Consider the following 20,238-nt stretch of genomic DNA (forward strand, 5'->3'; position numbering starts at 1 on the left):
GAATGCATTGAAAAGACTGATCTTTTCACCCTTCTCTCCATATTCTGTGTAGCAGGTGTAAGCGCTATAGTCGAGGATATATGTTGGATGTGCCCCGCAAGTACAAGCAGGCTGCACCACACTAGTGAATCACCTAATAGTAGTGCTACCCTCGGCAATACGAGGTGTGGACTATCCGAGCTAAGCCATTGATATCGGTACAGTAACTCGTAGCATGGGGCTTACTCTCGGTGGGGTACAACAAACGTGAGGACGCAAGCTAAACCGCTCGGGCGTCAGTTCTGTTGATCTGCCCGGTTATCTGGTTGCGCAATTAGCTTGATTAGCGTGGGGACAAAAGTGATCGATGAAATCGGCCAAGGCGACGATGGCGACATCGTCCCAGAAGGGATGCTTGTTTGTGCCCTCACGGGTGACCATAAACCGGCGACCGCTCAAGAAGAAACGCTTCAATCCCTAATTGAGCAGCTTCATGGTGAGTATGGAATTCCGCTCAATCAAATCAAGCGTGATGTTAGGGTCCAATGCGTCTCCGAAGAGGCGGGCAAGGAACGAAATAGGACCCGCGTCGTCTCATTGGCGGTTTACGAAAGCGATGCCGCCGCGCTCGAGGATATTGTCCGGGTGGTGATCGTTGCGAAACCAACGGCAAAAAGTAACAAGAATTCAATCGACGTCCTAGATGAGGTGCTTGGCAACCTCTCGCAAGATCGATCACAGGTCTTTGGAATTTGGACGAATGGAATTGAACTGTCGTTTCGCATGCGAACGTTTCACAAGCGCACCGGCACTCCCGAATTTACGGATCTGACTGACATTCCGGCCCTTGATGAGAGCCTGGAAGAGCTCGAAACAGCGGACCGACGGCCCCTGCGCGTCGCATCCGGCGATTCGCTTCTGCGTACTTTCCGGCGCTGCCATGACTATCTTTACGGCAATCAAAACATGCGCGGTGATCGCGCGTTCTGGCAGATTCTATATTTGATCTTCGCCAAAATTCTTGACGAGCGATCCAGCGCACGCGAATTTTTTGTTGGAGCGACCGAGCGCAATTCCGAGAAGGGGCAGCGGGAGATCGCGAAGAGGATCAAGCAGCTCTTTGCCAGGGTGAAGGAAGAGTATGATGACGTTTTCGATGGCAACGAGGAAATCACCTTAAACGATCGGGCTCTATCCTTTATTGCTGCCGAACTCTCTCGCTACTCATTTCTGAATACAGATACGGATGCAAAGGGCACCGCGTACGAGGCAATCACGTCGACGACTTTAAAACGAGAGAGAGGGCAGTTTTTCACTCCCCGAAACGTAATAAAGATGATGGTCGACATGATTGCACCAACACCCGATAAGAAGGTGCTTGATCCAGCGTGCGGAAGCGGCGGCTTTCTCGTCGTCGTGCTTTCCACCATGCGGCAGCTTTTCCTGCTGCGAAACGGGTGCCCTTATCCAGAAAACCCTATTCCCAGCGAACTGAAAAAGATCGATCCATCCATCCGAAAATACGCGGGATCGTTCTTGTACGGAGTCGATGTCGACCCCGAGCTACGCAAGGCTGCGCGTATGAATATGGTAATGAATAACGATGGACATGGAAATATATACAGCTTCAACAGCCTCGAGTTTGGTATCCCCAAGTTTGCTTCGCCGGAGCAAGTTACGTTTAGTAAAAAAAGCGGCGGCGGGCACGGGCAATTTGACTACGTTGTAACTAACCCACCTTTCGGCGCCAAAATTCCTGTCGAAGATCCAGACATTCTTAGGGCGTTTGAGTTGGGATACACTTGGAAGAGATCTGGGGATGCATGGACTAAGCGCGAGTTGCAGAAAAAGGTGCCACCAGAAATTCTCTTCATCGAGACTTGTTGGAAGTTTCTGAAGCCCGGCACGGGCGTAGCGGCGATCGTTCTCCCAAATGGGATACTAGGGAATCCCGGTGAGCAGATGGAATTTGTCCGGTGGTGGATGTTGCGGCACATGGAGTTGCTCGCCAGCGTCGATTTGCCTGCCGAGGCTTTTCTTCCGCAAGTCTCTGTGCAAGCAAGCTGTGTTTTCTTGCGACGTCGGGCAGATAATGAGATCCGGTTAGCGGGATCAAAGGGTCCGCCACAGCGGCCGGTTTTCATGGCAATCTCGGAAAACTGTGGACACGGACGTCGCGGAGAAGTGCAGTACGTACGAAATCCGGACGGCACCGAGAAAATTCAAACACGAACCGTAGTCGAACGCCGCGAGAGGAATAGAAAGGTGGATCAGATCGAACGCCTCGTCGCATCAAAAGAAGTAGCGGATGATCTGCCGTGGATTGCTCAAGAGTATCACCGGCTCTGCACCCAAGCGACTGAGAAATGAAAGCAATATCATTCGTTGCTAAGCACCCGCGCACGGCAGCACTTCGAGCGCTGAATTATACGCCCGAAATCGAGAAGATACGTGCCGCGAGGAAGGGCCGTTCAGTTCCGCTTCGCGACCTGCTCTTGAGAATGGGGCCTGCTTACGGAACGGTCTTTACCCGCAAAGACTGCGCCCCTGAGCGGGGCATCGAACTTTTATCTCAGTCCGATATGTTCGCCTCCGAACCGCGAGGCCGAATTATCAGACGCGACTCGATGGGAAACCCCGATGCCCATGAGATCGCTCGCTTCGACGTGCTTGTCGCGGGCGCAGGTACTTTAGGAGAAAACGAGCTTTATGGGCGATCAATAATCGCCGACCGGCGCTTGGCCGGCAAGTACGTTGGTCCAGATGCCATGTCTCTAGTTTTTGAGGAGCCCGGCAGCGATATTTCACTTTTCGCTTACGCGTTTTTGGCTAGCCCCACCGGCGTTCGGGCCATTCGATCGACTAGTTATGGGACGAAAATTCTCAGGTTTCGCGACGATCTTTTTGGAACGCTACCAATCCCACTCGTTAGCAATGAAGCGACGAGCCGGGTTGCTTCGCTTGTTAGAGCGACCATCAAAGACCGTGAATTATACGACGAGAAGTTAAGGAGCGCTCGCGCAGTAATCGATCAGCTGCAAGACATACAGATCGCAAAAGAGATGGTGACCGATCGGCGCATCTCGGCAGTAATCTGGGACGGCCCGCTTGACACGATTTCAGCATGGAATTTTGCATCGACTCGCGGAGCTTTTTCGCACCTCAGCTCTGCTTGGAAATTCCGCTTGCGGGACGCAATAGAAGATGGCGGCGCATTCAATGGACCACGCTTCTCTCGGATCGAGTGTGATCGCCCCTATGGCATCGATTTCATGTCACAACGAGACGTTTTTCTTATGCGTCCCGTCCCCCGCAGAATCGCTCGGCCGGCGATTCCGGACCGACAGCTGCTCGTGCCATCCCATGCAATATTAGCAGGAAGCCACGGGCAGCTTTCTGAGGGATCGCTATTTGGGAAAGTTGAATTAGCCAGCCACCTTGGCGACAAATGCGGAGTTACACAGGACATTCTGAGACTTCTACCTCGTGAAGGACATCGGGCTGTCGCGTACACGTTTTTGTCAACCGCCGTCGGGCAAGCGCTACTAAAATCGACAGCAGTAGGGACAAGCATCCCCTCGGTCCGGCTCGATTTGCTTCTGAAGCTACCTTACCCCACTCTATCTTCTACTGACGCAAGGCTAGTTGACTCGCTTACTTCCGACGCGGAGTTAGCCCGGATGCGGGCGACTGCGTCCGAAACTGAGGCTATTCGGATAATCGAAGAAGAGGTATTTCCAGAATGGCTCGTGTGATTGACGTGTCTTCGGGAGGTGGCTTCGTGGGCCCCTTTGAGCCGCGCGTATGCGAGCAGTTAAAACGGGAGCTGCCTGACGATTTTATTTTGATTCCCAACTTTCAGATCAAGCACAAGCATCTAGGTGCTTTCGAATTCGATCTCGTAGTAATTTCTCCGCACGCCATCTACGTAGTCGAAGAAAAAGAGTGGTACGGCCGCCTTAGTGGTGACGATCAGGAATGGCTGCTCAACAAAAGTCCTAAAAGGTGTCCCCTCTGGCTGACAAACACAAAGTGCAAGGTTCTGAAGGGTGAGCTCCGAGCTTTGGCCAATAGTGTATATATTGATCCCCTGCTAATTGTACCGGACGGAACTCAGATACAGATTAATGGCAATTGGGGCGGACACGTCGTTCATTTGAGTAGTGCTGCCACGTGGCTGAAAGATCCCAAACGATTGGGGCCACGCGCATCGAATGTTAAACCCGCTTACGCTCACATAGAAAAAGCCCTTCTCGGTCGAATGGCAAGCCGTAATCGAGGGCCTAGGCGGCGTGTGGCGGGCTTCGAGATCATAGAAACGCTCTATGCAGATGACTACTGTGGAGAATACATCGCCAAGCGTGCGCACTTTGCGGATGACACCAGTCGCTTTCGGGTTCGAACATGGAGACTAGATCGGAGCGGGACCCCCCAAGCCGTTGAAAAGCGGAAAGCGATCATCCGTCGCCCAACGGAAGCCGTGGCGAAGATCGGTCGCCATCCGAACCTCCTTCCTGTCCTGCACTTTGACTTCATTGATGATGACAATGAATTCTATGAAGTTACCGAATGGTCCGAATACGGCACCCTTCATGGGTATCTCAACAACCCTGATCGCGAGCAGCTTACGTTGCGGGAGCGTCTGGAGATTGCCGCGGGTGTCGCATCGGCCCTCACAGAAATTCACACAAGCGGCGTGGTGCATCGAAATGTTTGCCCGGAAGCAGTCCTGGTCGGCTTTGACCATATCCCCCGGTTGACTGATTTCGATCGTGCCTTCCTCGAGGGAAACATTTCGGTATTCGAAGGAACCGAAGCGAGGCGAAACTTAGCGTTCATTCCGCCCGAGCTTGAGAACGTATCTGCTTACGATTTTGACACCGCATCAGATATGTATTCCTTTGGCGTGCTTCTATATCAGCTACTCACTGACAAGGTTCCATTCGCCAAGCCCAGCGAGGCTCGTTCTTCTAGCGGCATACCCTTAAAGTTGCCTTCCCAGCTCCGAGAAGGCGTTGATCCGCGTCTCGACGAACTGATCCTGAATCTTCTCAAGGTAAGCAATTTTCATGAACGACCAAGTGCACTGCATGCAGGGAAAGCCCTTCAAGACCTGTTGAGTGCCGGTTCTTCCTCTACAGATATATTGCCCCCCGAAGCCTCGCCCGCAAGGTTTGAAGCGGGAAGTCTTGTAGACGGAGTGTGGCGCATTGACGGACTTCTTGGTCAAGGAGCATTTTCGCGCGCATATCGCGTCTTTCACTTAGACCACCAAAAAACTTACGCGATGAAGCTACTTACGAATATTAGCAATCAGGATCTTACCATCCACGAGTGGCGCGACGCAGGCAAGATGCCGACGCATCCCAACGTGGCGAAGATAATATGGATGGATCGCCTCGCGCCGCCCGATCAGACTCCCTACGTCCTCTATGAATTGATCGAGGGCGAGACGATCGAGCCTTACTGCGACGGACGCAAACGATTCGCTTGGCCAGATGTTAAGCGCGTAGGTACCGAGCTTCTTGATGGATTGGCCGCGGTGCATGCTGCCAATATGGTCCACAGAGACATAAAGCCGGCCAATCTACTGCTAGAGCTGCCGAATGATCGGCTAAAGCTGATTGATTTCAACATAGCAACATTCATCGGTGATGCTTCCGGTCGGGCAGGAACACCGCGATATTGTCCACCGGATGCCGGTCAGCCAACGTGGGCCGAACAGGACGATCTGTTTTCTGTGGGAGTCGTGCTGTATGAATTGATAATCCAGAGGCATCCATACCCTCAAGACGATCCGTCGACGGGAAGCCCATTTTTCCCAAATGATATCGTACCGGAGCTCGACGCTCTTTCGCCCGAGCTGAATACATTTTTGTTTAAAGCCGTCCAACCTACTCGAAGCGGGCGTTTTCAGTCAGCCTTGGAAATGCTCGAAGCGCTTGAATCAATTGAAGCCGTTTACGCGGCCCGGGCACAATCGGTCTCGCGCGAAGGAAGGTTTCCTGGCCTAACTCTTTCGCCCGACGAAGCAGTACGGCGGAATTACAATCCGTACGTGACGCGGCTACTCACACTCTATAGTCAAGCGCGTGAAACAAACTCTGGCACGAGAGGGTTGGACGAAATTGCTCGGATTACGTATGTTCCCACCCGTCTGGACAACAAGCTAGCACCGGCTATCGCAAGTGGAAACTTTCGACTCGTAATCGTAACGGGCAATGCCGGTGATGGTAAGACCGCGTTCCTTCAGCAAATAGAAAAGTCCTTCCACGCCAGTACCACTGTAGTCGGCCTTCGTAGTGGGAATGGTTCTCGGTGGAGCCGCGACGGCGTCGACTACGAAACGAACTACGATGGTTCTCAAGATGAGGGCGATCGCACCAGCGACGAAGTGCTGGCACAATTTTTCGCTCCGTTCGAAGGACCAACATTAGTAGGCCTAGGAAAGAGCGCCGCCCGCCTTATCGCCATAAACGAAGGTCGCCTGCTTGACTTCCTCGCGCACAGCCAGTTCGCAGAAAACTTCGTTGGGCTCAACGGATTCGTTCATGACGCGTTAGCTGGCAAAGCGCAGCCCGACCGAGCTCTACTGGTTAATCTGAATCTTCGGGCCGTCACAGCAGGAGGCGATGAGTCGTTGATCGAGAAGCAACTAGTTAAGATGCTCGACGACGACCTCTGGGTACCTTGCGAAGCATGTGAACACAAAACTCGGTGCCCCATTAAACACAACGTTGATACGCTTGGTGATCCGGCGTCTGGTATAGAAACCCGAAGACGCGTACGACGGCTGTTCGAAATCGTTCACCTGCGCCGGCGTGCTCACATTACGATGCGCGATCTCCGCTCAGCCCTCTCTTGGATGATTTTGCGCGATCACAGCTGCGACGACGTAGCAAAGCTCCTTCGCCGTCGAGATCCGGGCGTTACTAAAGCGCTTGCATCACTTTATTATCCTGAGGCTTTTGCAGATCGCGAGCCTGCGGCAATGCAGCAGCGGAGAAATCGAGATGAGTTCCGCGACGAGCGCACCGTCGATCGCTTGGTTCGGGGACTTAGAGAAACTGACGTAGGTCTTGTCAATCTCCCTACCTTAGATCGCCGACTTGATTACGCCCCCCACACCGCTGTGCCTTGGATGACATATGAAAGGCGATCCAACGAAGCGGAAAAGATACTGGGGGAGCTCTGGAACAGCGCATTGAAACTGAGCGACGAAGTCGAACTTAAGGATGTTATTGATTCCCGTCGCGCTGCTCTGGCGCATTGGCGGAGGCGTTCTTTTTTCGAGAGAAGGGACGCCGGTTGGGAGCAGCAACTTCCGTACAGGTCATCAAAGACGCTCGAAGAAATAATTGAGCAACCAGTCGAAGAGAAGCGTCTCGATGCCTGTCGTCGGTTAAGAGATATTGCAATTGACGCCATGTCGTTAACAGAAGGACTTCTTAGTTCGAAGGTCTCCAAAAACTTTCTCGCACTGCGCATTAGCCGGATCAAAGACGCGAAGGTTCGAAGCTATCGGCTCTTTCCGAAGGAAAGCTTCGAAGTGCGCGTACCCTCCCCGGTCAATGTACAATACCTAGAGTATGCTCCTGATTTTGTAGAGTTGATATCTGAATACGGGAATGGACACGCCCGCCTTAGGATCTCTCTCGATTTGCTGGAGATGCTGGAATTGATCCGCAGCGGCTATCGTCCAACTATGAGTGACTTGCAGGGCCTGTTCGTGAATTTGCTTATCTTCCGGAACGAACTCCTCGCCACCCACTTCGATCGACTACTGGTAACGCCCGATGACCAGAATTTCTTTGAGATTGAAGCCCAGGGCAGCAGCAACGGCATAGCCCTTAAACTCTCCCCTCATATGATCCCAGCGGAAACATCCCAATGAAATTGAGGAAGCAAGATCAGGAATTTCGGAATCCGAAGGTGTTCTATCCGGATCCTAAAAACGTCGACCTCGATCGCGTTCTTATCAATTTGTTTCTCTTACTGCGTTGCGATGGAACGCGTCCCGCTACACGAGGACGTGCTAAGGCGGAGTTCGAGCAGGTTCGCGCTCATGTTGAAACGCTGGCGGCCATGCCCGGTGTGACGGGTGTTCTCGAGAATAAAGAAATTGCTCAGCAATGGCTCGAAACAGATATCTTTGACTTAGTGAATCGAAATCGCCCCACTGAAGCTATCGCATCGCTGCGTCCACTCCATCTTGATGCTCACAAGATACGCGTTTCGAAGTATTGCCGCGACTACAATCACGCCGATGCCCTTTACGCAATGCTCGAGCATGGCGATCGGCAAGCATTAGTGGATCTACGAAAGTACTTGGAGCGAGGACGAGACCCTGCCACCGGCAGATTTGATGGCGCAACACATCTGGATCTCGAGACCCTAACAGTGCTGAAGTTAGTCGAGGACTTGCCGAACATGCATCCTTCCGGAGAGAAGGTTGCTAGTTTTGCTCCAGTTTGCGTTGGCCAGTCGCGCATATTGGGTGATGACGTCCAACGGCTATTGGCCTACCAAGATGTGATCCCCAGGCCGGTAATGATTGATTATCTCAAGGCCATCTTTGGATTGCACATCGGACTGTTCACGCTTCGGGTCGGCCGCCAATTGTCAGGGTGGGTGAAAGATCGGGCACCAAATACGAAGTGCCAATCGTGTCCTGTGCAAGGAGCAGCGGCCGAGCCGTTCCAGGATTGCCCCTACCAGCTCAGTTTCACGGTTGATATGGGGAGCGATTTCCGAACTCGCATGGCGCAGCTCGCTCAGCAGGACGCTGCAAGCGAATACAGCGGTCTAATTCACCTGGTGAAATCGATATTCTCCGTGAACCAGCTCCTGCGCTATGCGCAAGAGGAGAAGCTGGGAACGTCGCCAGCAGAAGTTGTCGCGCTGTTGACCGATCCGCCAGATGGTTTCGAGGCAGATTTCAAAGCGCAATTGAAGGAACTCAGACGGCTAAACGAAGATAATGAGGAAATGCCCCTCGAAGTACAGTCGATCTTAGACGCCGGCCTACCGCCTTTTGATACATTCATCGAAATCGTGAGTCATATCCGCCAGAAGCATCATATGACTTATCTTGTTCAGATGCTGGACAAGTTATTTCAGAAGAATTCTTCCTTTGGAGCGCTCATACAGGGGCGATCGAAAGCAAACCCTCGTCGTTGGCACCTGGGGGGACGACTACTGGAGGTGTTTGTACAGCTAGCGGTGTTACGTGCAGATGGCGAAGGCATAGGCAGGCAATTCTCCACGGAGCCGATGCTAATCGACGACTTTTTGCGTTGGATTGAGAGGAGATATGGCTTTGTGATAGGCCCATCGACGCTTTCTGGTCGCAAGCCTACAACGCTCGACGAGCACCGCGCATTCCGAGAGAATCTTCGGGCGTTGAAAGATCGTCTCCGCGAAATTGGCTTTTATGACGACCTAAGTGACGCCTACAACGCGCAGACGGTCAAGCCACGGTATATTCTCACTCAGCATGACTTAGGCAAATGACTGATCTGATCACGAACGCAACTGAGGACGACCTCCACGAATTTGTGGCGAAGCAAATCTTTCCGATGATGGTCAGCGCCTTGGTGAAGGCAGGTACCGGTCAGCGTCTTCGAGTGACGTCTCTGCCCCCCTCGGTTATGCGGCACATTTGCCAGAAGCTCCAAGGCGACACTCGATGGTCTGCTAAAGTATTAACCGACGAAATAAGTCCCGAGGATTGGCAGGCAACACCCACGAAAATCATCGAACTTCGTAACACGTTGGAGCCGCCGTTATTAGTGTTCATACCGCAAGGCCTGCGGAACGCGGCAGAGGACTCTCTCGATATTGCGACATTTACTGAACTCTCCATGACTTCAGTCGCAAACGATTTGGTTGAGTCTCTTCTCAAGGAAGTCGAAAAGCCGCTCCATGACGCAATGCGTGAGATGCTCGGCAGACTTAGACTTGAAAATTTCACGCGACATGCCGATGAAGAAGTGCAGTATCTATTGACCGTCAAGAAAAACGGTGGAACTCCTGAGAGTGCCGGGGGTGCACTTTATGCCTTAGGCCTAATACCCGACTTCGCTCTTTTCACTCGTGGTTCTCATATCCAGTGGCTATCCCGCAATCAGGCCGTCTGCGGATTTTTGGGGGATGTTGCGCAGCCATTGCAGTCGCGACTTGCACGCCTCCGCGTGACGCCCAACACACTCCAGCCAGAGTTGTTTCGCTTTCTACGCGATCGGCAATCGGACGATATACGTATATGGGCTAAATACGTCGCCTGTGACCAGCGGTATCGTCATCTTGCGTTCGATAGATGGCAATTCTCCGACACATTAAATGAGCAAGAGCTGCGCTTGATCTTGGAGCCGCTTACGCTCCCTGTCCAAGGTGCCGACGTTGTACCCGGAGCGGTCCGGCTTCCAGTGCTCAATTTGGCTGGAAAAGATGTTCTCAAAGTCGCCTTTCGCTCAGCGCCTAAACCAAGTCAGTATCCTTCCTGGAAGCACTTTCGCATTCAAATCCTCTCCGTTGAAGATGAAGGGCCGTCAGTTGCGTGGGAAAGCAATAACTACCCACGCACGTCGGGTCCCAACGCTCGTATTACGAGATCGGTACGAGTCACAGATCTGCAATTCTTAGAAGAGGGCACGTACTACGTAAAGGTTGAAGCGTACGACAGCGACGGCGCCCTCCTCAATGCCAGCCCGAGACTTATCGACCCGGAAGACGCGACCAGCCGCGCGGAGAATGAATCCGAAAGATTTTTGGTCCTTCGCGAAGACACCATTCCGCAACCCGCGGATTCTAGATCGGTATTGGTCTCTTCACTTCTGGACGGATGGATGCACGTCGCGGCGAAGGCTCTCGGGAGAAAGGCACAAGATGAGTTGCCTAGCATAGGTGATGCAAATGGCGCGTGGGACGAACCTGTAGGAGCAGCGCCCCGCTCTGACGTCCATTTTGAGCTCGAAAGCCCCGGCTTCGCAGGATTGGCAATCTCTGTGCCCTCTCTACTGCGGAAGATTCAGCTTGCTATTCTTCAGAATCCGAAACGTATCGGAAAGCACTACCTTTCGCTCTCCAGGGTACGATCTGCAGCGGACGTTGAACTAAATTATGACGAAGACTTCTTGCCGGACAATCCCCTAGTCAATGCATTTTACGATGCACGCGCGGAAGTGTGTCGCTTAATTCTCAGAGACCACATTGCCGAGGGCGCCGACTCCGATGAGCTTACCCGGCGAGCGGGAATCGTAGAAACGGTCAATTTACTTAATCATCAGGCCGCCATAGATAAGTACGTAGACGCGTATGTTAAGCTGGGGTCGTTTGCACTTGAAGCTGGAGGCGCCAACGGTATAAGACCACAAGCTGTTGCGTCCTTGGACCTTGTTGAGCTGCGGTGGGGTTCCTCTGTGGGCGACCCGGGACGAGCGCTTCTTCTCTCACCGACGCATCCACTCCGGTTAGCCTGGCACCTTGCGCATGCGAGGTTATGCGCGAATTCAATTAACTCTTGGTCGGATTCAACTCACGCCGTGCCATCTTGGCGTAGATTCATTGGGCAGCTCAGGAACGACCTCATTCCCTCTAACTTGCCTTTGGTAGTCTTTGATCGCAAAGGCCGAGGATATGTCGAGCATACCCCCCTTACCCCTTTCTGGCCGCTGTACCTACCGGATCGAGGGATGGCAGATGCTCCGCTCGACGCCGCTGCGGCACGGGATCGAATCCTTAGTGCAATGGGAATGGGTAATCGCTCGGTTGCGCTTAGCGCAGTAAGCTCTGAGGACATCGCAACACGATTGTTTGAGTATCTGCAGCAGCATCCCTATGCTGAGCAGTTGCGGCTGAACGTGTTCAACCCAGGCAATGGTAGATTTGTTGCGGACGTCTTGCGAGCAGTTGAGCGCCGCCGGATCAGCATTGATAAGAGAAATGCGCCCGCACTAAGATACGCCGTCCATCTTTTTGCAGCGACCAACCAACTTGATTTGGTTGCCGACGGGCTTGAGGCTCTTCTCGATCCCGAACGCCAGGTGAGCGAAGATGATGAGTTTACGCTAGCCTCCAGTAACCATTTGCTTCCGAAGCTGGTCTTCGCAAGGAATACGATAGAAGAGTTTTTGCAAGCGCCTGAACGCTACGCGGCGCATGTCTCGATACTGCACGAGCAGTTCATTGCCCACAGCCGCGTCGCGCGTGTCGACCATTTGAGGCGCGGGTCCTTTGTTTCAGGATTGGTTCAAGAACCACAAGTGCAAATCGAAACTTCAGGACAACTTTTTGGCTGGACTAAAGGCCTTCGTGCTGAACCTGACCCGAGCTCGTCAGGTCCGGACACGGGAGCTGCTCTGGCTATAATGCAGTGCCTCGGCGCTTCCGTTGCACTCGGCAAGACTCCAGCTCCCGGTTTTGCTCCGGTCATTGCTTTGAACTTGGATCCAAACGCCCAGGCGCTCTTGAGACGGGTGCACGACTATAGCGACTGGGTAGTTACTATCGACCGCAATCTCGGACTGGACTATTTTGATAGCCCTAGCGCAGCAAACGAAGCAGGGTATCTTCTTGACTTTGCTCCCGAATATTTGAACGAGGATCGCCAACGCCTTCTTCTTACAACCCGAAGCACCATCGAACTGGAAGGCCTAATTCGGCCCGCCCTCTCCAGATTCGAACTCTTATTAAGTGATGGAGATGAGGCAGTAGTTCTGGAAGCCATTCGGTCCCTTTCCGGACGACTTGCCTTGAGGTTCGAATCCGCCCGAACGCATTCGTCTGAAGTTGTGGGGCTGTTGTTGGCGCGATGGCTACTGGAGCGGGTCGGCATTCTTTCCGACCGCATCGTTATTCCGCTCGACGCGCATAGAAGTTGGTTTCGGCGGGAAGAAGCTGAACAGGAGGTGTCCTCTCAGAAACGTGCTGATCTTCTGTTAGTCGGGTTTGGAAATAACAACACCCTTCGCCTCGACATCGTCGAGGTAAAGCTAAGAACCGAACTGGCTGGTTCAACCGCTCGTACACAGCTCTACAGGAACATGTACGATCAGGTCGAGAACACTGAAGCACGCATTCGTGAGCTTTTCGATCCTCACTATTACGCGCTGCCAAGAGCAGATTTCGCGTTGAAAGCGAAGGAGCTCGGAACCATCCTATCATTCTACGTTCGGCGTGCGGTCCGTTACGAGCTACTAACCAAAGCAGCAGGTGAATCCGCTTTGGCAAAGATTGAAAGGCTCGACCAGGGGTACCAATTTGATATTCGATCGCTCGGTGCCGTTTTTGAACGCGCGGGCATTGGTACTCATGAGGATGAGGAGGAACCTGGATTTCGTGTCTATCGATTTGGTGGCGATGTCGCTCAGCAGCTCCTATCCTTTGCAGTCAAACGCCATACCGAGCGAGTGAGCAAACGAAGCTCCGTGGCTGATGGTCGAAGGTCTTACCTCGAGCCATCGCCCGCGCCTGCTATTTCTAACCCGGAGCTCGAGTCGTTTCGGTCCCTACTTGCTGTGCCGCTCGTTGAGAGGCCGACGTTAGCCGAAATTGAGCTACCACCAACGGCCGCAAATGAAATCGTGCACACAGCGGAGGGGCCAGAAGCGGAAGCGTCTTTTGGAGCGACGGACGATTGGCATCCAAGTAGCAATCGCCCCGAAACGACGATTAGCACTTCTCACGTCGGGACTGATACTTTGGGGGTGGCAGATATTTTATTGGGAGCGAGCGACTTCTCACCGCAATTCGGGGTCCTCGGAAAGAGCGATGATAAAACTGTCGCAATCGATCTGAATGGTTGCAACACCATTAGTCTGTTCGGTGTTCAGGGTTTTGGAAAATCGTACACACTCGGCGCAATCGCTGAAATGGCGACCACTCCAGTTCCCGGCATCAATGTTTTGCCGTCTCCACTCGCCACTGTCATATTTCATTATCATAAATCTGATGCCTACGAACCTGAACACGCGGCAGCCATACATCCCAATCAGAAACAATCCGAAGTAGAAAGACTGCTATCGGATTACGGCGCGCGCCCCAAGGGACTACAAGACGTGGTGCTGCTCGTGCCAGCCGCAAAAGTGGAGCAGCGTAGAGGCGAATATCCCGGAGTAGATGTAGAGCCAATCCAGTTCAGCTCGGCAGAACTCGGGGCTGAAAGCTGGAAGTACCTTCTGGGTGCTTATGGCAATGATTCTCTGTACGTCCGCCAATTGGTCGCAATCATGCGGCGGCACCGAGGTGATTTGACCTTGGATGTTTTCCGTCGCGAGATTGAAGCAGCCGACTTGTCGAAGGGAGCACGCCAGCTTGCCGAAGACAGAATTCGCCTTGCCGAACCATACATCGATGATAGCAAGAGAATGGGCCAGCTTCTTCGTCCGGGCCGCACAGTAATAGTAGATTTGCGTGATGAATGGATTGAAAAGGATGAAGCGCTCGGGCTTTTCGTTGTGATGCTCAGAATTTTCTCGGCTCAAAGGCATGAGAGCCGGGAATTTAACAAGCTGGTCGTGTTCGATGAGGCTCATAAGTACATGGCAGAATCCGCATTGATTGGCCAGGTCGTTGAGACAATTCGCGAAATGCGACACCAAGCCACAAGTGTAGTCATTGCCAGTCAAGACCCGCTCTCCGTTCCCCGTGCTGTCGTGGAGCTGACTTCGGTACTGATCCTTCATCGAATGACATCACCGCAGTGGCTCAAACATCTAAAAGGTGCGATCGCTGCACTCGACGAGGTAAATGAAGCTCAACTCGCCGCACTTAAGCCGGGCGAAGCCCTTATTTGGGCTCAAAGAAGCACTGACAAGCGCTACACCATTCGACCGCAGAAACTTGTAATCAGACCGCGCTTCAGTCAGCATGGTGGCGGCACAAGAACCGCAGTATCGGGTTCAACGGTCAGGTGAACGCTCCCGTGTGGCGTGCGGGTCGGTCGCAAGCCGATCCCGGCCCGAATCGGCAGGGGTGTCAAATATAAGACATGACCTCGCGACAGCGGCTCAGCAAATTTCCCCCATACGCCGCTCAGCCCTCATCCATTCCGCGGACACTTGCGGTGCGAATGATAGCACTCGGTGAAATTGCGCTTTACCTGAGTCGATTTGACTCACACGTAACGCGTCGCCGAGACATTTTAAGTAAGCATCCGGCGAAGCTTTCAATTACCCTGACCTTGCCCCCAAGTTTTATCCAGTCCTGAGTTCGCCCCGGCTGCTGGATTTGCCCGGTTGGGCGGTGGTAGCGACGGGAGCTGGCGCGGAGCCCTCGGCATAGCGTAGCGCCAGATCCCGTCGCGGATGGCAAGTGAAGGCGAATTCGGACGGCGTCTTCCACCCGAGCTGCGAGTGAGGTCGTCGATCGTTGTAATCGACCCGCCAACATCGAAGAGCAACGCGCGCCTGGGCCAACGACGTGAACAGCGTCTCGTTCAGCAGCTCATCCCGCAGCCGCCCATTGAAGCTTTCGATGAAGCCATTCTGCATGGGTTTGCCCGGTGCGATGTAATGCCATTCGACGCGGGAGCGATCTGCCCATGTCAGAATGGCGTTGCTGGTGAGTTCACTGCCATTGTCGCTGACCACCATCCTCGGCTTGCCACGCTGGATCATCAGCCGGTCCAGTTCCCGCGCCACGCGGGTGCCGGAGAGCGAGGTGTCGGCCACCAGCGCCAGGCATTCGCGGGTGCAATCATCGACAATGGTCAGGATGCGGAAGCGGCGGCCGTCGGTGAGCTGATCCGATACGAAGTCGAGCGACCAGCGGTCGTTGGGGACCATCGGAACCAGCATCGGAGCGCGGGTCCCGATCGCCCGCTTGCGACCACCTCGGCGGCGTACCGCAAGTTTCTCTTCTCGATAGAGCCGGAATAGCTTCTTGTGGTTGATCACGTAGCCTTCCCGCTTGAGCAGGACATGCAAGCGCCGGTAGCCGAAGCGGCGGCGCTCCTGGGCGATCGCCTTCATGCGCTGGCGAAGGCCGGCATCGTCTGCCCGGGTCGTCTGGTATCTCATGGTCGTGCGGCAGTAGCCGATGGCTTTACACGCCCGCCGTTCGCTCATCCCGTGGGCATCCACCAGATGAGCGACAGCTTTCCGCTTCCTCGCGGGCGTCACCACTTCTTTCCCAGGAGATCCTTGAGCGCCGCATTATCCAGCATGGCGTCAGCCAGCAAGCGCTTCAGCTTCGTGTTCTCGTCCTCAAGCGACCGCAGCCGCTTAGCCTCCGAGACATCCGTCCCGCCGAATTTAGCTTTCCACTTGTAGATACTGGCGTCGCTGACGCCATGCTTGCGGCAGAGATCGGCGACCGAGATCCCAGCCTCGTGCTCCTTCAAAATCCCGATGATCTGCTCTTCCGAAAAGCGATTGCGCTTCATGCTCTGGTCCTTGTCTTGGGCCAGAACGAACTTCAAACTGGATTAAGCCCGCGGGGCAAGGTCAACCCACATTTCCAGCTGCTCCGATTTCGGCGCCGAGTTCGATATCGGTGAGTCTGGAGAGTCCGCGCCAGATGACAACATTTCCGGGTGGCGGATCGGCGGCCCTGGCCAGGTAGCCACCCAATCGTGCAAGTTTGGTCAAGTAGAACGCGAGGGTTCCAGGGCGACGTCGTCGATTGCCAACGTCGCTGATGAGTTCATCGAGCAATGCGATCTCGGTGTCCGTCAAGGCCATCTTCGGTGACGCGTCCGGGGCCGTGCGATTGAGCATGGTGAGCCAGAGGACGCGCCAGCTGAGAATGCAGAAGACCGCCATCAGATTAGCGAGGCGCTCCGCGGTCCGCAGTTTTGAGTCTTCCGCCCTGCAGCCCGATTTCAGGATCTTGGGGAACATCTCGATTTTCCACCGCATGGCGTACCAGTTAATCTTCTCGATTGCATCGGAGCGTCTCCGCAACCCCGACCCGCTCCGTCGGGTCGAGCGCTACCGTCTTGCCGAATGGCTTCAAAAAGAGAATTGACATCAATCCGCAATTAAAGGGCCGATTGACAGCCGAGAGGCGCAAGTATTTTTGCTACACTCCCTTACGCCATCTCGCGACTATCAACGATGGTCGACGCGCTAACTCGTCCGCGTTTGACGCGAGCTATGCGGGGTCATCGAGAATATCGTTTTCTTCCGTCATTCTGAGTGCCAACATCTCAGCCATCTCGACCGTGACGTCTGGTGCGGCGGAGTGATGGAGATGACGAATGACGGAGGCCAAATTCCTTACCCCCGAGGAAGTGTCTGCACGATACCGTGGCGAGGTCACTGTGGGTACGCTGCGGAATTGGCGCGCGATGCGAACTGGCCCTGCATACATCAAGATCGGCAAAGCGGTCTTATACCCGGTGGACGAGCTTGACGCATGGGATCGGAGAAATCTGGTGATTTGTAGTGAGTCGAAACAGCGGGACGTAAGCTAGCTTGAGATCAACAACATCGCGCTCGAACGTGCCGACGCGATCCGCTGGTATGCTCGAGACCACAACTCGGTTGCTGTGCTCGGAAAGATAGTGGGCGCTAGATAATCCATGAGAGGGATCATTGGTCGTCACACGACCCGCATGAGCTAGAATTTCCGAGGCGCGCACGATGTGCCTCACGTCCTTTAAGTCGCCACTCGCCAACCGCGCTCCGTTTTTGCGTGCTCGGCGGTGTACCGTCAAACCAACGCCCACATCGAAAGTCGGTTCGACGCTGACGCCATTTCCCCGACGGCCTTCCGGCCATGACCAACTACTCGTCGCGGAGAAGGCGGCGTTGAGCTGAGCACTCACTTCGAGCGAGCTTCTGGCGTCTTCAATTCTTGTCCTATCTTTGAGAGTTCGCAGAACGTGTTGTAGACTCGTTGGTAATCCAGCGTGCTCCAAGCAAAAGGGCGATGCGCGGCATCGAGGATTGATTATCCTGCAACAGAGAACGCCGTATCATGAGCGATCCCGGTCGGCGTTGGCTCTGGGCGGCGCTTGCTGTCGTTGCAGTTGTCCTCCTATCATCACCACTGCAAACAGGTAGAGCCAACCCTGGTAAAAATCGAACGGATGCGAATTGAGTAGTGAACTCACGATGTTCTGCGTGACTGCGACGAGGCCCACCCAGGCGAGAACATTGCATTGCTGCCCGCTGAATGCGCCTCGGAACAATAGAGGATGAGCGCCCCACATGGCGTAGAGAACGAGGCATCCGACAATGGCCCACTGGATCCCTACCGCAAGCGTCTGAGCGTGCATCTGACCCCGACCAGTTCGTCATGGCTCAACCAGGTCGAGCGCTTCTTCCCGCTCCTCACCGACAAGAAGATCAGGCGCGGCAACTATCGCAGCGTCGCCGCTCTCAGGGCTGACATCACTTCGTTCATCGACCGACACAAGGCCGATCCAAAACCGTTCCGATGGACTAAGTCCGCCGATGACATCCTTGCTTCCATCTTCCATCGAACGCTTCTGCCGATACAATGCCCCGGCAAAACACAACCCAATGTCGCGAACTTCTGGTTCAGGACACTAGATCAACTCCAACATGAAATGGGGCTTGGTGATCGTTAGCCGCGCCAAGCGCGAAATTCGTCGCCTCCCTGCCGACGACTCAATAGATCGCACCCTACTTGGTCGTCCGTTAAGAAGGCGAATTGAGCGGGGCTGGACCGGCCAGCACGCGGCATAGTCGGACCAGGAACAGGCACAAGAGTTCTCTGAGCCAGCCTAGGATGCGGCGGAAGTTGTGGCCGACGGCTGAGAGGATGACGTTGGCGGCGTCTCCGGCACGGCCTTTGAGGTAGCAGCGATCGAGGTGACCTTCGGTCTTCATGTGGCCGATGATGGGCTCGAGGGCTGGCTGGCCCTCGATCTTGCGACGGATGTCGCGGATGATCCGGCCCAGCCGGCTGCGCAGGATACGCAACTGCCGCTGATGCCGCCCGAACTGTTTGGCATGGGCGTAGCGGCCCGCCATCATCGCAGCGGCCTTGGCCACGCGAGAATAGGATTGCCGGAGCCTGACGCTGTGCCTTCTCGCCAGGCGGTTGAGGCCCTGGATGGCCGCATGAAGCAGCTTGGCGTCGGTCGGGAAAGTGATGGCCTTCGGCTGCACCGTGGTGTCGACCGTGACGCGCTTGAGGTCCTGGCTGCGTAAGGCGCCGGCTTCGTGCGCCACCCGCAGGCTCTCGGCCAGCAGCAGCTCCAGCTTGTCGCCGAGCCGCTTGCGCCAATGGCTCAGGTCCGAGCGTTCGTGCGGGAAAGCGTGCCGGAAAAACTCTTCGCCGGTGAAGAACTGGAAATAAGGGTCGTGGACCCAGCGCTCGCACACCCCCTCATCGGACAGCCCGTAGATATGCTTGAGCAACAACAGCCCGATCATGAAGCGGGTCTCGATCCCCGGCCGGCCGTTCTCGCTGTAGAGCGGCGCGATCTCGCCGTCGATCCAGTCCCAATCGATCTTGCCGGCAAGCAGAACCAACTCGTGCTTCATGTTGATGATCTGGTCCAGCCGCGCCCGGAACAGATCGTTCGATCCCGTCGTCCTGTGCTTCTTCGGCCGCATCGTTCCCTCCGATGCACCACAGAATCATGGTCCGCAGGGAAAGGGAATCCAAAAGCGAAATTGCAGGGTTTGGCGGCTTCAACCTCCCATTCCCTGCAATCTCAAACCGCCTCGAATCCGAAAAAGAGACTCCTGCTCAATCGCTTAGAACCTTGTTCACGGACGACTACTTGAATTGGCAGCGAATCCATTCTCAGGTGACGTGAAATTTCTCCGTGGGACACACGCCCTTGCGGCGTCGCGTTGGAGAGTGGCGAATACTCTACGAACTGCTTGAAGTCGACAAGCTTATCATCGTCACTGCGGTGAGGAGGCGGGGAACAAACACCTACTAACGGCTGTCGGCGCTGGATGGTTGTATCCCACACATCCCCTCAACGCCTCCATAGCAAACTCAAGGGAACGCCTTATCAAGCTCACCGGCTTCTCCTTTTCACAGGTGCTCGGCTCCGAGAGATTCTTCATCTCAAAGGGAAACAGGTGACTTCGAACGCGGCCTCCTCTTGTTACCTGCGAGCAAGACGGGAAAGAAAACGATCATCTTGAATGCCCCAGCTTTGTCGGTACTAAACGGGTTGACGAGCTGTAGCGCCGCAGGGTCGAGATATTGCTCTCACGGATGCTCATGGTCTGGGCTAAAGCTTACGGAGTAGGCTGAGTCGGACTGCTCAGATGCTAGGCGAGCGGATCGCGCCCATGACGTTTCGATATAGAAGCAATTGGCGCC

General features: G+C 54.5%; 9 protein-coding genes and 1 pseudogene. 7 read left to right on the plus strand and 3 right to left on the minus strand.

What is annotated here, in order from left to right; genetic code table 11:
• Positions 1-339: 339 nt before the first annotated feature.
• The 5 genes from ABIB90_RS02355 to ABIB90_RS02375 are packed head-to-tail and all read left to right on the plus strand — an operon-like array spanning position 340 to position 14,894.
• Complete coding sequence (locus ABIB90_RS02355) at positions 340-2,349, plus strand: type I restriction-modification system subunit M (protein WP_354200091.1); 2,010 nt, start codon at positions 340-342, stop codon at positions 2,347-2,349.
• Positions 2,346-3,734 (plus strand): hypothetical protein, encoded by a 1,389-nt coding sequence (locus ABIB90_RS02360; protein WP_354200092.1) that lies wholly within the window; start codon positions 2,346-2,348, stop codon positions 3,732-3,734. Before ABIB90_RS02355 ends, ABIB90_RS02360 begins: the two co-directional genes overlap by 4 nt.
• Entirely contained in the window at positions 3,722-7,873 is a 4,152-nt protein-coding gene (gene mads6 / locus ABIB90_RS02365) for a methylation-associated defense system protein kinase MAD6 (RefSeq protein WP_354200093.1), read from the plus strand. The genes ABIB90_RS02360 and mads6 overlap by 13 nt, the downstream gene beginning before the upstream one ends.
• Positions 7,870-9,492, plus strand: a complete 1,623-nt coding sequence (mads7, locus tag ABIB90_RS02370; RefSeq protein WP_354200094.1) for a methylation-associated defense system protein MAD7 — start codon at positions 7,870-7,872, stop codon at positions 9,490-9,492. Before mads6 ends, mads7 begins: the two co-directional genes overlap by 4 nt.
• Complete coding sequence (locus ABIB90_RS02375) at positions 9,489-14,894, plus strand: ATP-binding protein (RefSeq protein ID WP_354200095.1); 5,406 nt, start codon at positions 9,489-9,491, stop codon at positions 14,892-14,894. Before mads7 ends, ABIB90_RS02375 begins: the two co-directional genes overlap by 4 nt.
• A 279-nt stretch (positions 14,895-15,173) precedes the next feature.
• Here the strand turns inward: ABIB90_RS02375 and ABIB90_RS02380 are convergent.
• Positions 15,174-16,363, minus strand: a protein-coding gene (locus tag ABIB90_RS02380; RefSeq protein WP_354200096.1) for an IS3 family transposase whose coding sequence is annotated in 2 segments (ribosomal slippage) — positions 15,174-16,114 and positions 16,114-16,363 — 1,191 coding nt in all. Because the reading frame shifts where the segments join, the coding sequence is not laid out codon by codon here.
• Between the two features lie 61 nt (positions 16,364-16,424).
• Positions 16,425-16,820: a hypothetical protein gene (locus tag ABIB90_RS02385; protein WP_354200097.1), complete on the minus strand. Its 396-nt coding sequence runs from the start codon at positions 16,818-16,820 to the stop codon at positions 16,425-16,427.
• Between the two features lie 359 nt (positions 16,821-17,179).
• Here ABIB90_RS02385 and ABIB90_RS02390 point away from each other — a divergent pair, with 359 nt between their 5' ends.
• Complete coding sequence (locus ABIB90_RS02390; RefSeq protein WP_247452832.1) at positions 17,180-17,395, plus strand: helix-turn-helix transcriptional regulator; 216 nt, start codon at positions 17,180-17,182, stop codon at positions 17,393-17,395.
• A 792-nt stretch (positions 17,396-18,187) separates the two neighbouring features.
• Positions 18,188-18,400 (plus strand): annotated as a pseudogene (locus ABIB90_RS02395) (IS630 family transposase); the annotation flags it as partial.
• Between the two features lie 187 nt (positions 18,401-18,587).
• On the opposite strand, the gene ABIB90_RS02400 reads toward ABIB90_RS02395, so the two are convergent.
• The gene (locus tag ABIB90_RS02400; protein WP_354200098.1) at positions 18,588-19,511 is read right to left on the minus strand and encodes an IS5 family transposase; all 924 of its coding nucleotides are present in this window, start codon (positions 19,509-19,511) and stop codon (positions 18,588-18,590) included.
• Between the last annotated feature and the right edge of the window lie 727 nt (positions 19,512-20,238).

Source organism: Bradyrhizobium sp. JR4.1 (assembly GCF_040548605.1).
GTDB lineage: Bacteria > Pseudomonadota > Alphaproteobacteria > Rhizobiales > Xanthobacteraceae > Bradyrhizobium > Bradyrhizobium canariense.

Coding starts and splice junctions, on each gene's coding strand:
- ABIB90_RS02385 (WP_354200097.1), bottom strand. CDS start 16,820: ATGTTCCCCAAGATCCTGAAATCGGGCTGCAGGGCGGAAGACTCAAAA.
- ABIB90_RS02375 (WP_354200095.1), top strand. CDS start 9,489: ATGACTGATCTGATCACGAACGCAACTGAGGACGACCTCCACGAATTT.
- ABIB90_RS02390 (WP_247452832.1), top strand. CDS start 17,180: ATGACGGAGGCCAAATTCCTTACCCCCGAGGAAGTGTCTGCACGATAC.
- ABIB90_RS02400 (WP_354200098.1), bottom strand. CDS start 19,511: ATGCGGCCGAAGAAGCACAGGACGACGGGATCGAACGATCTGTTCCGG.
- mads6 (WP_354200093.1), top strand. CDS start 3,722: ATGGCTCGTGTGATTGACGTGTCTTCGGGAGGTGGCTTCGTGGGCCCC.
- ABIB90_RS02360 (WP_354200092.1), top strand. CDS start 2,346: ATGAAAGCAATATCATTCGTTGCTAAGCACCCGCGCACGGCAGCACTT.
- mads7 (WP_354200094.1), top strand. CDS start 7,870: ATGAAATTGAGGAAGCAAGATCAGGAATTTCGGAATCCGAAGGTGTTC.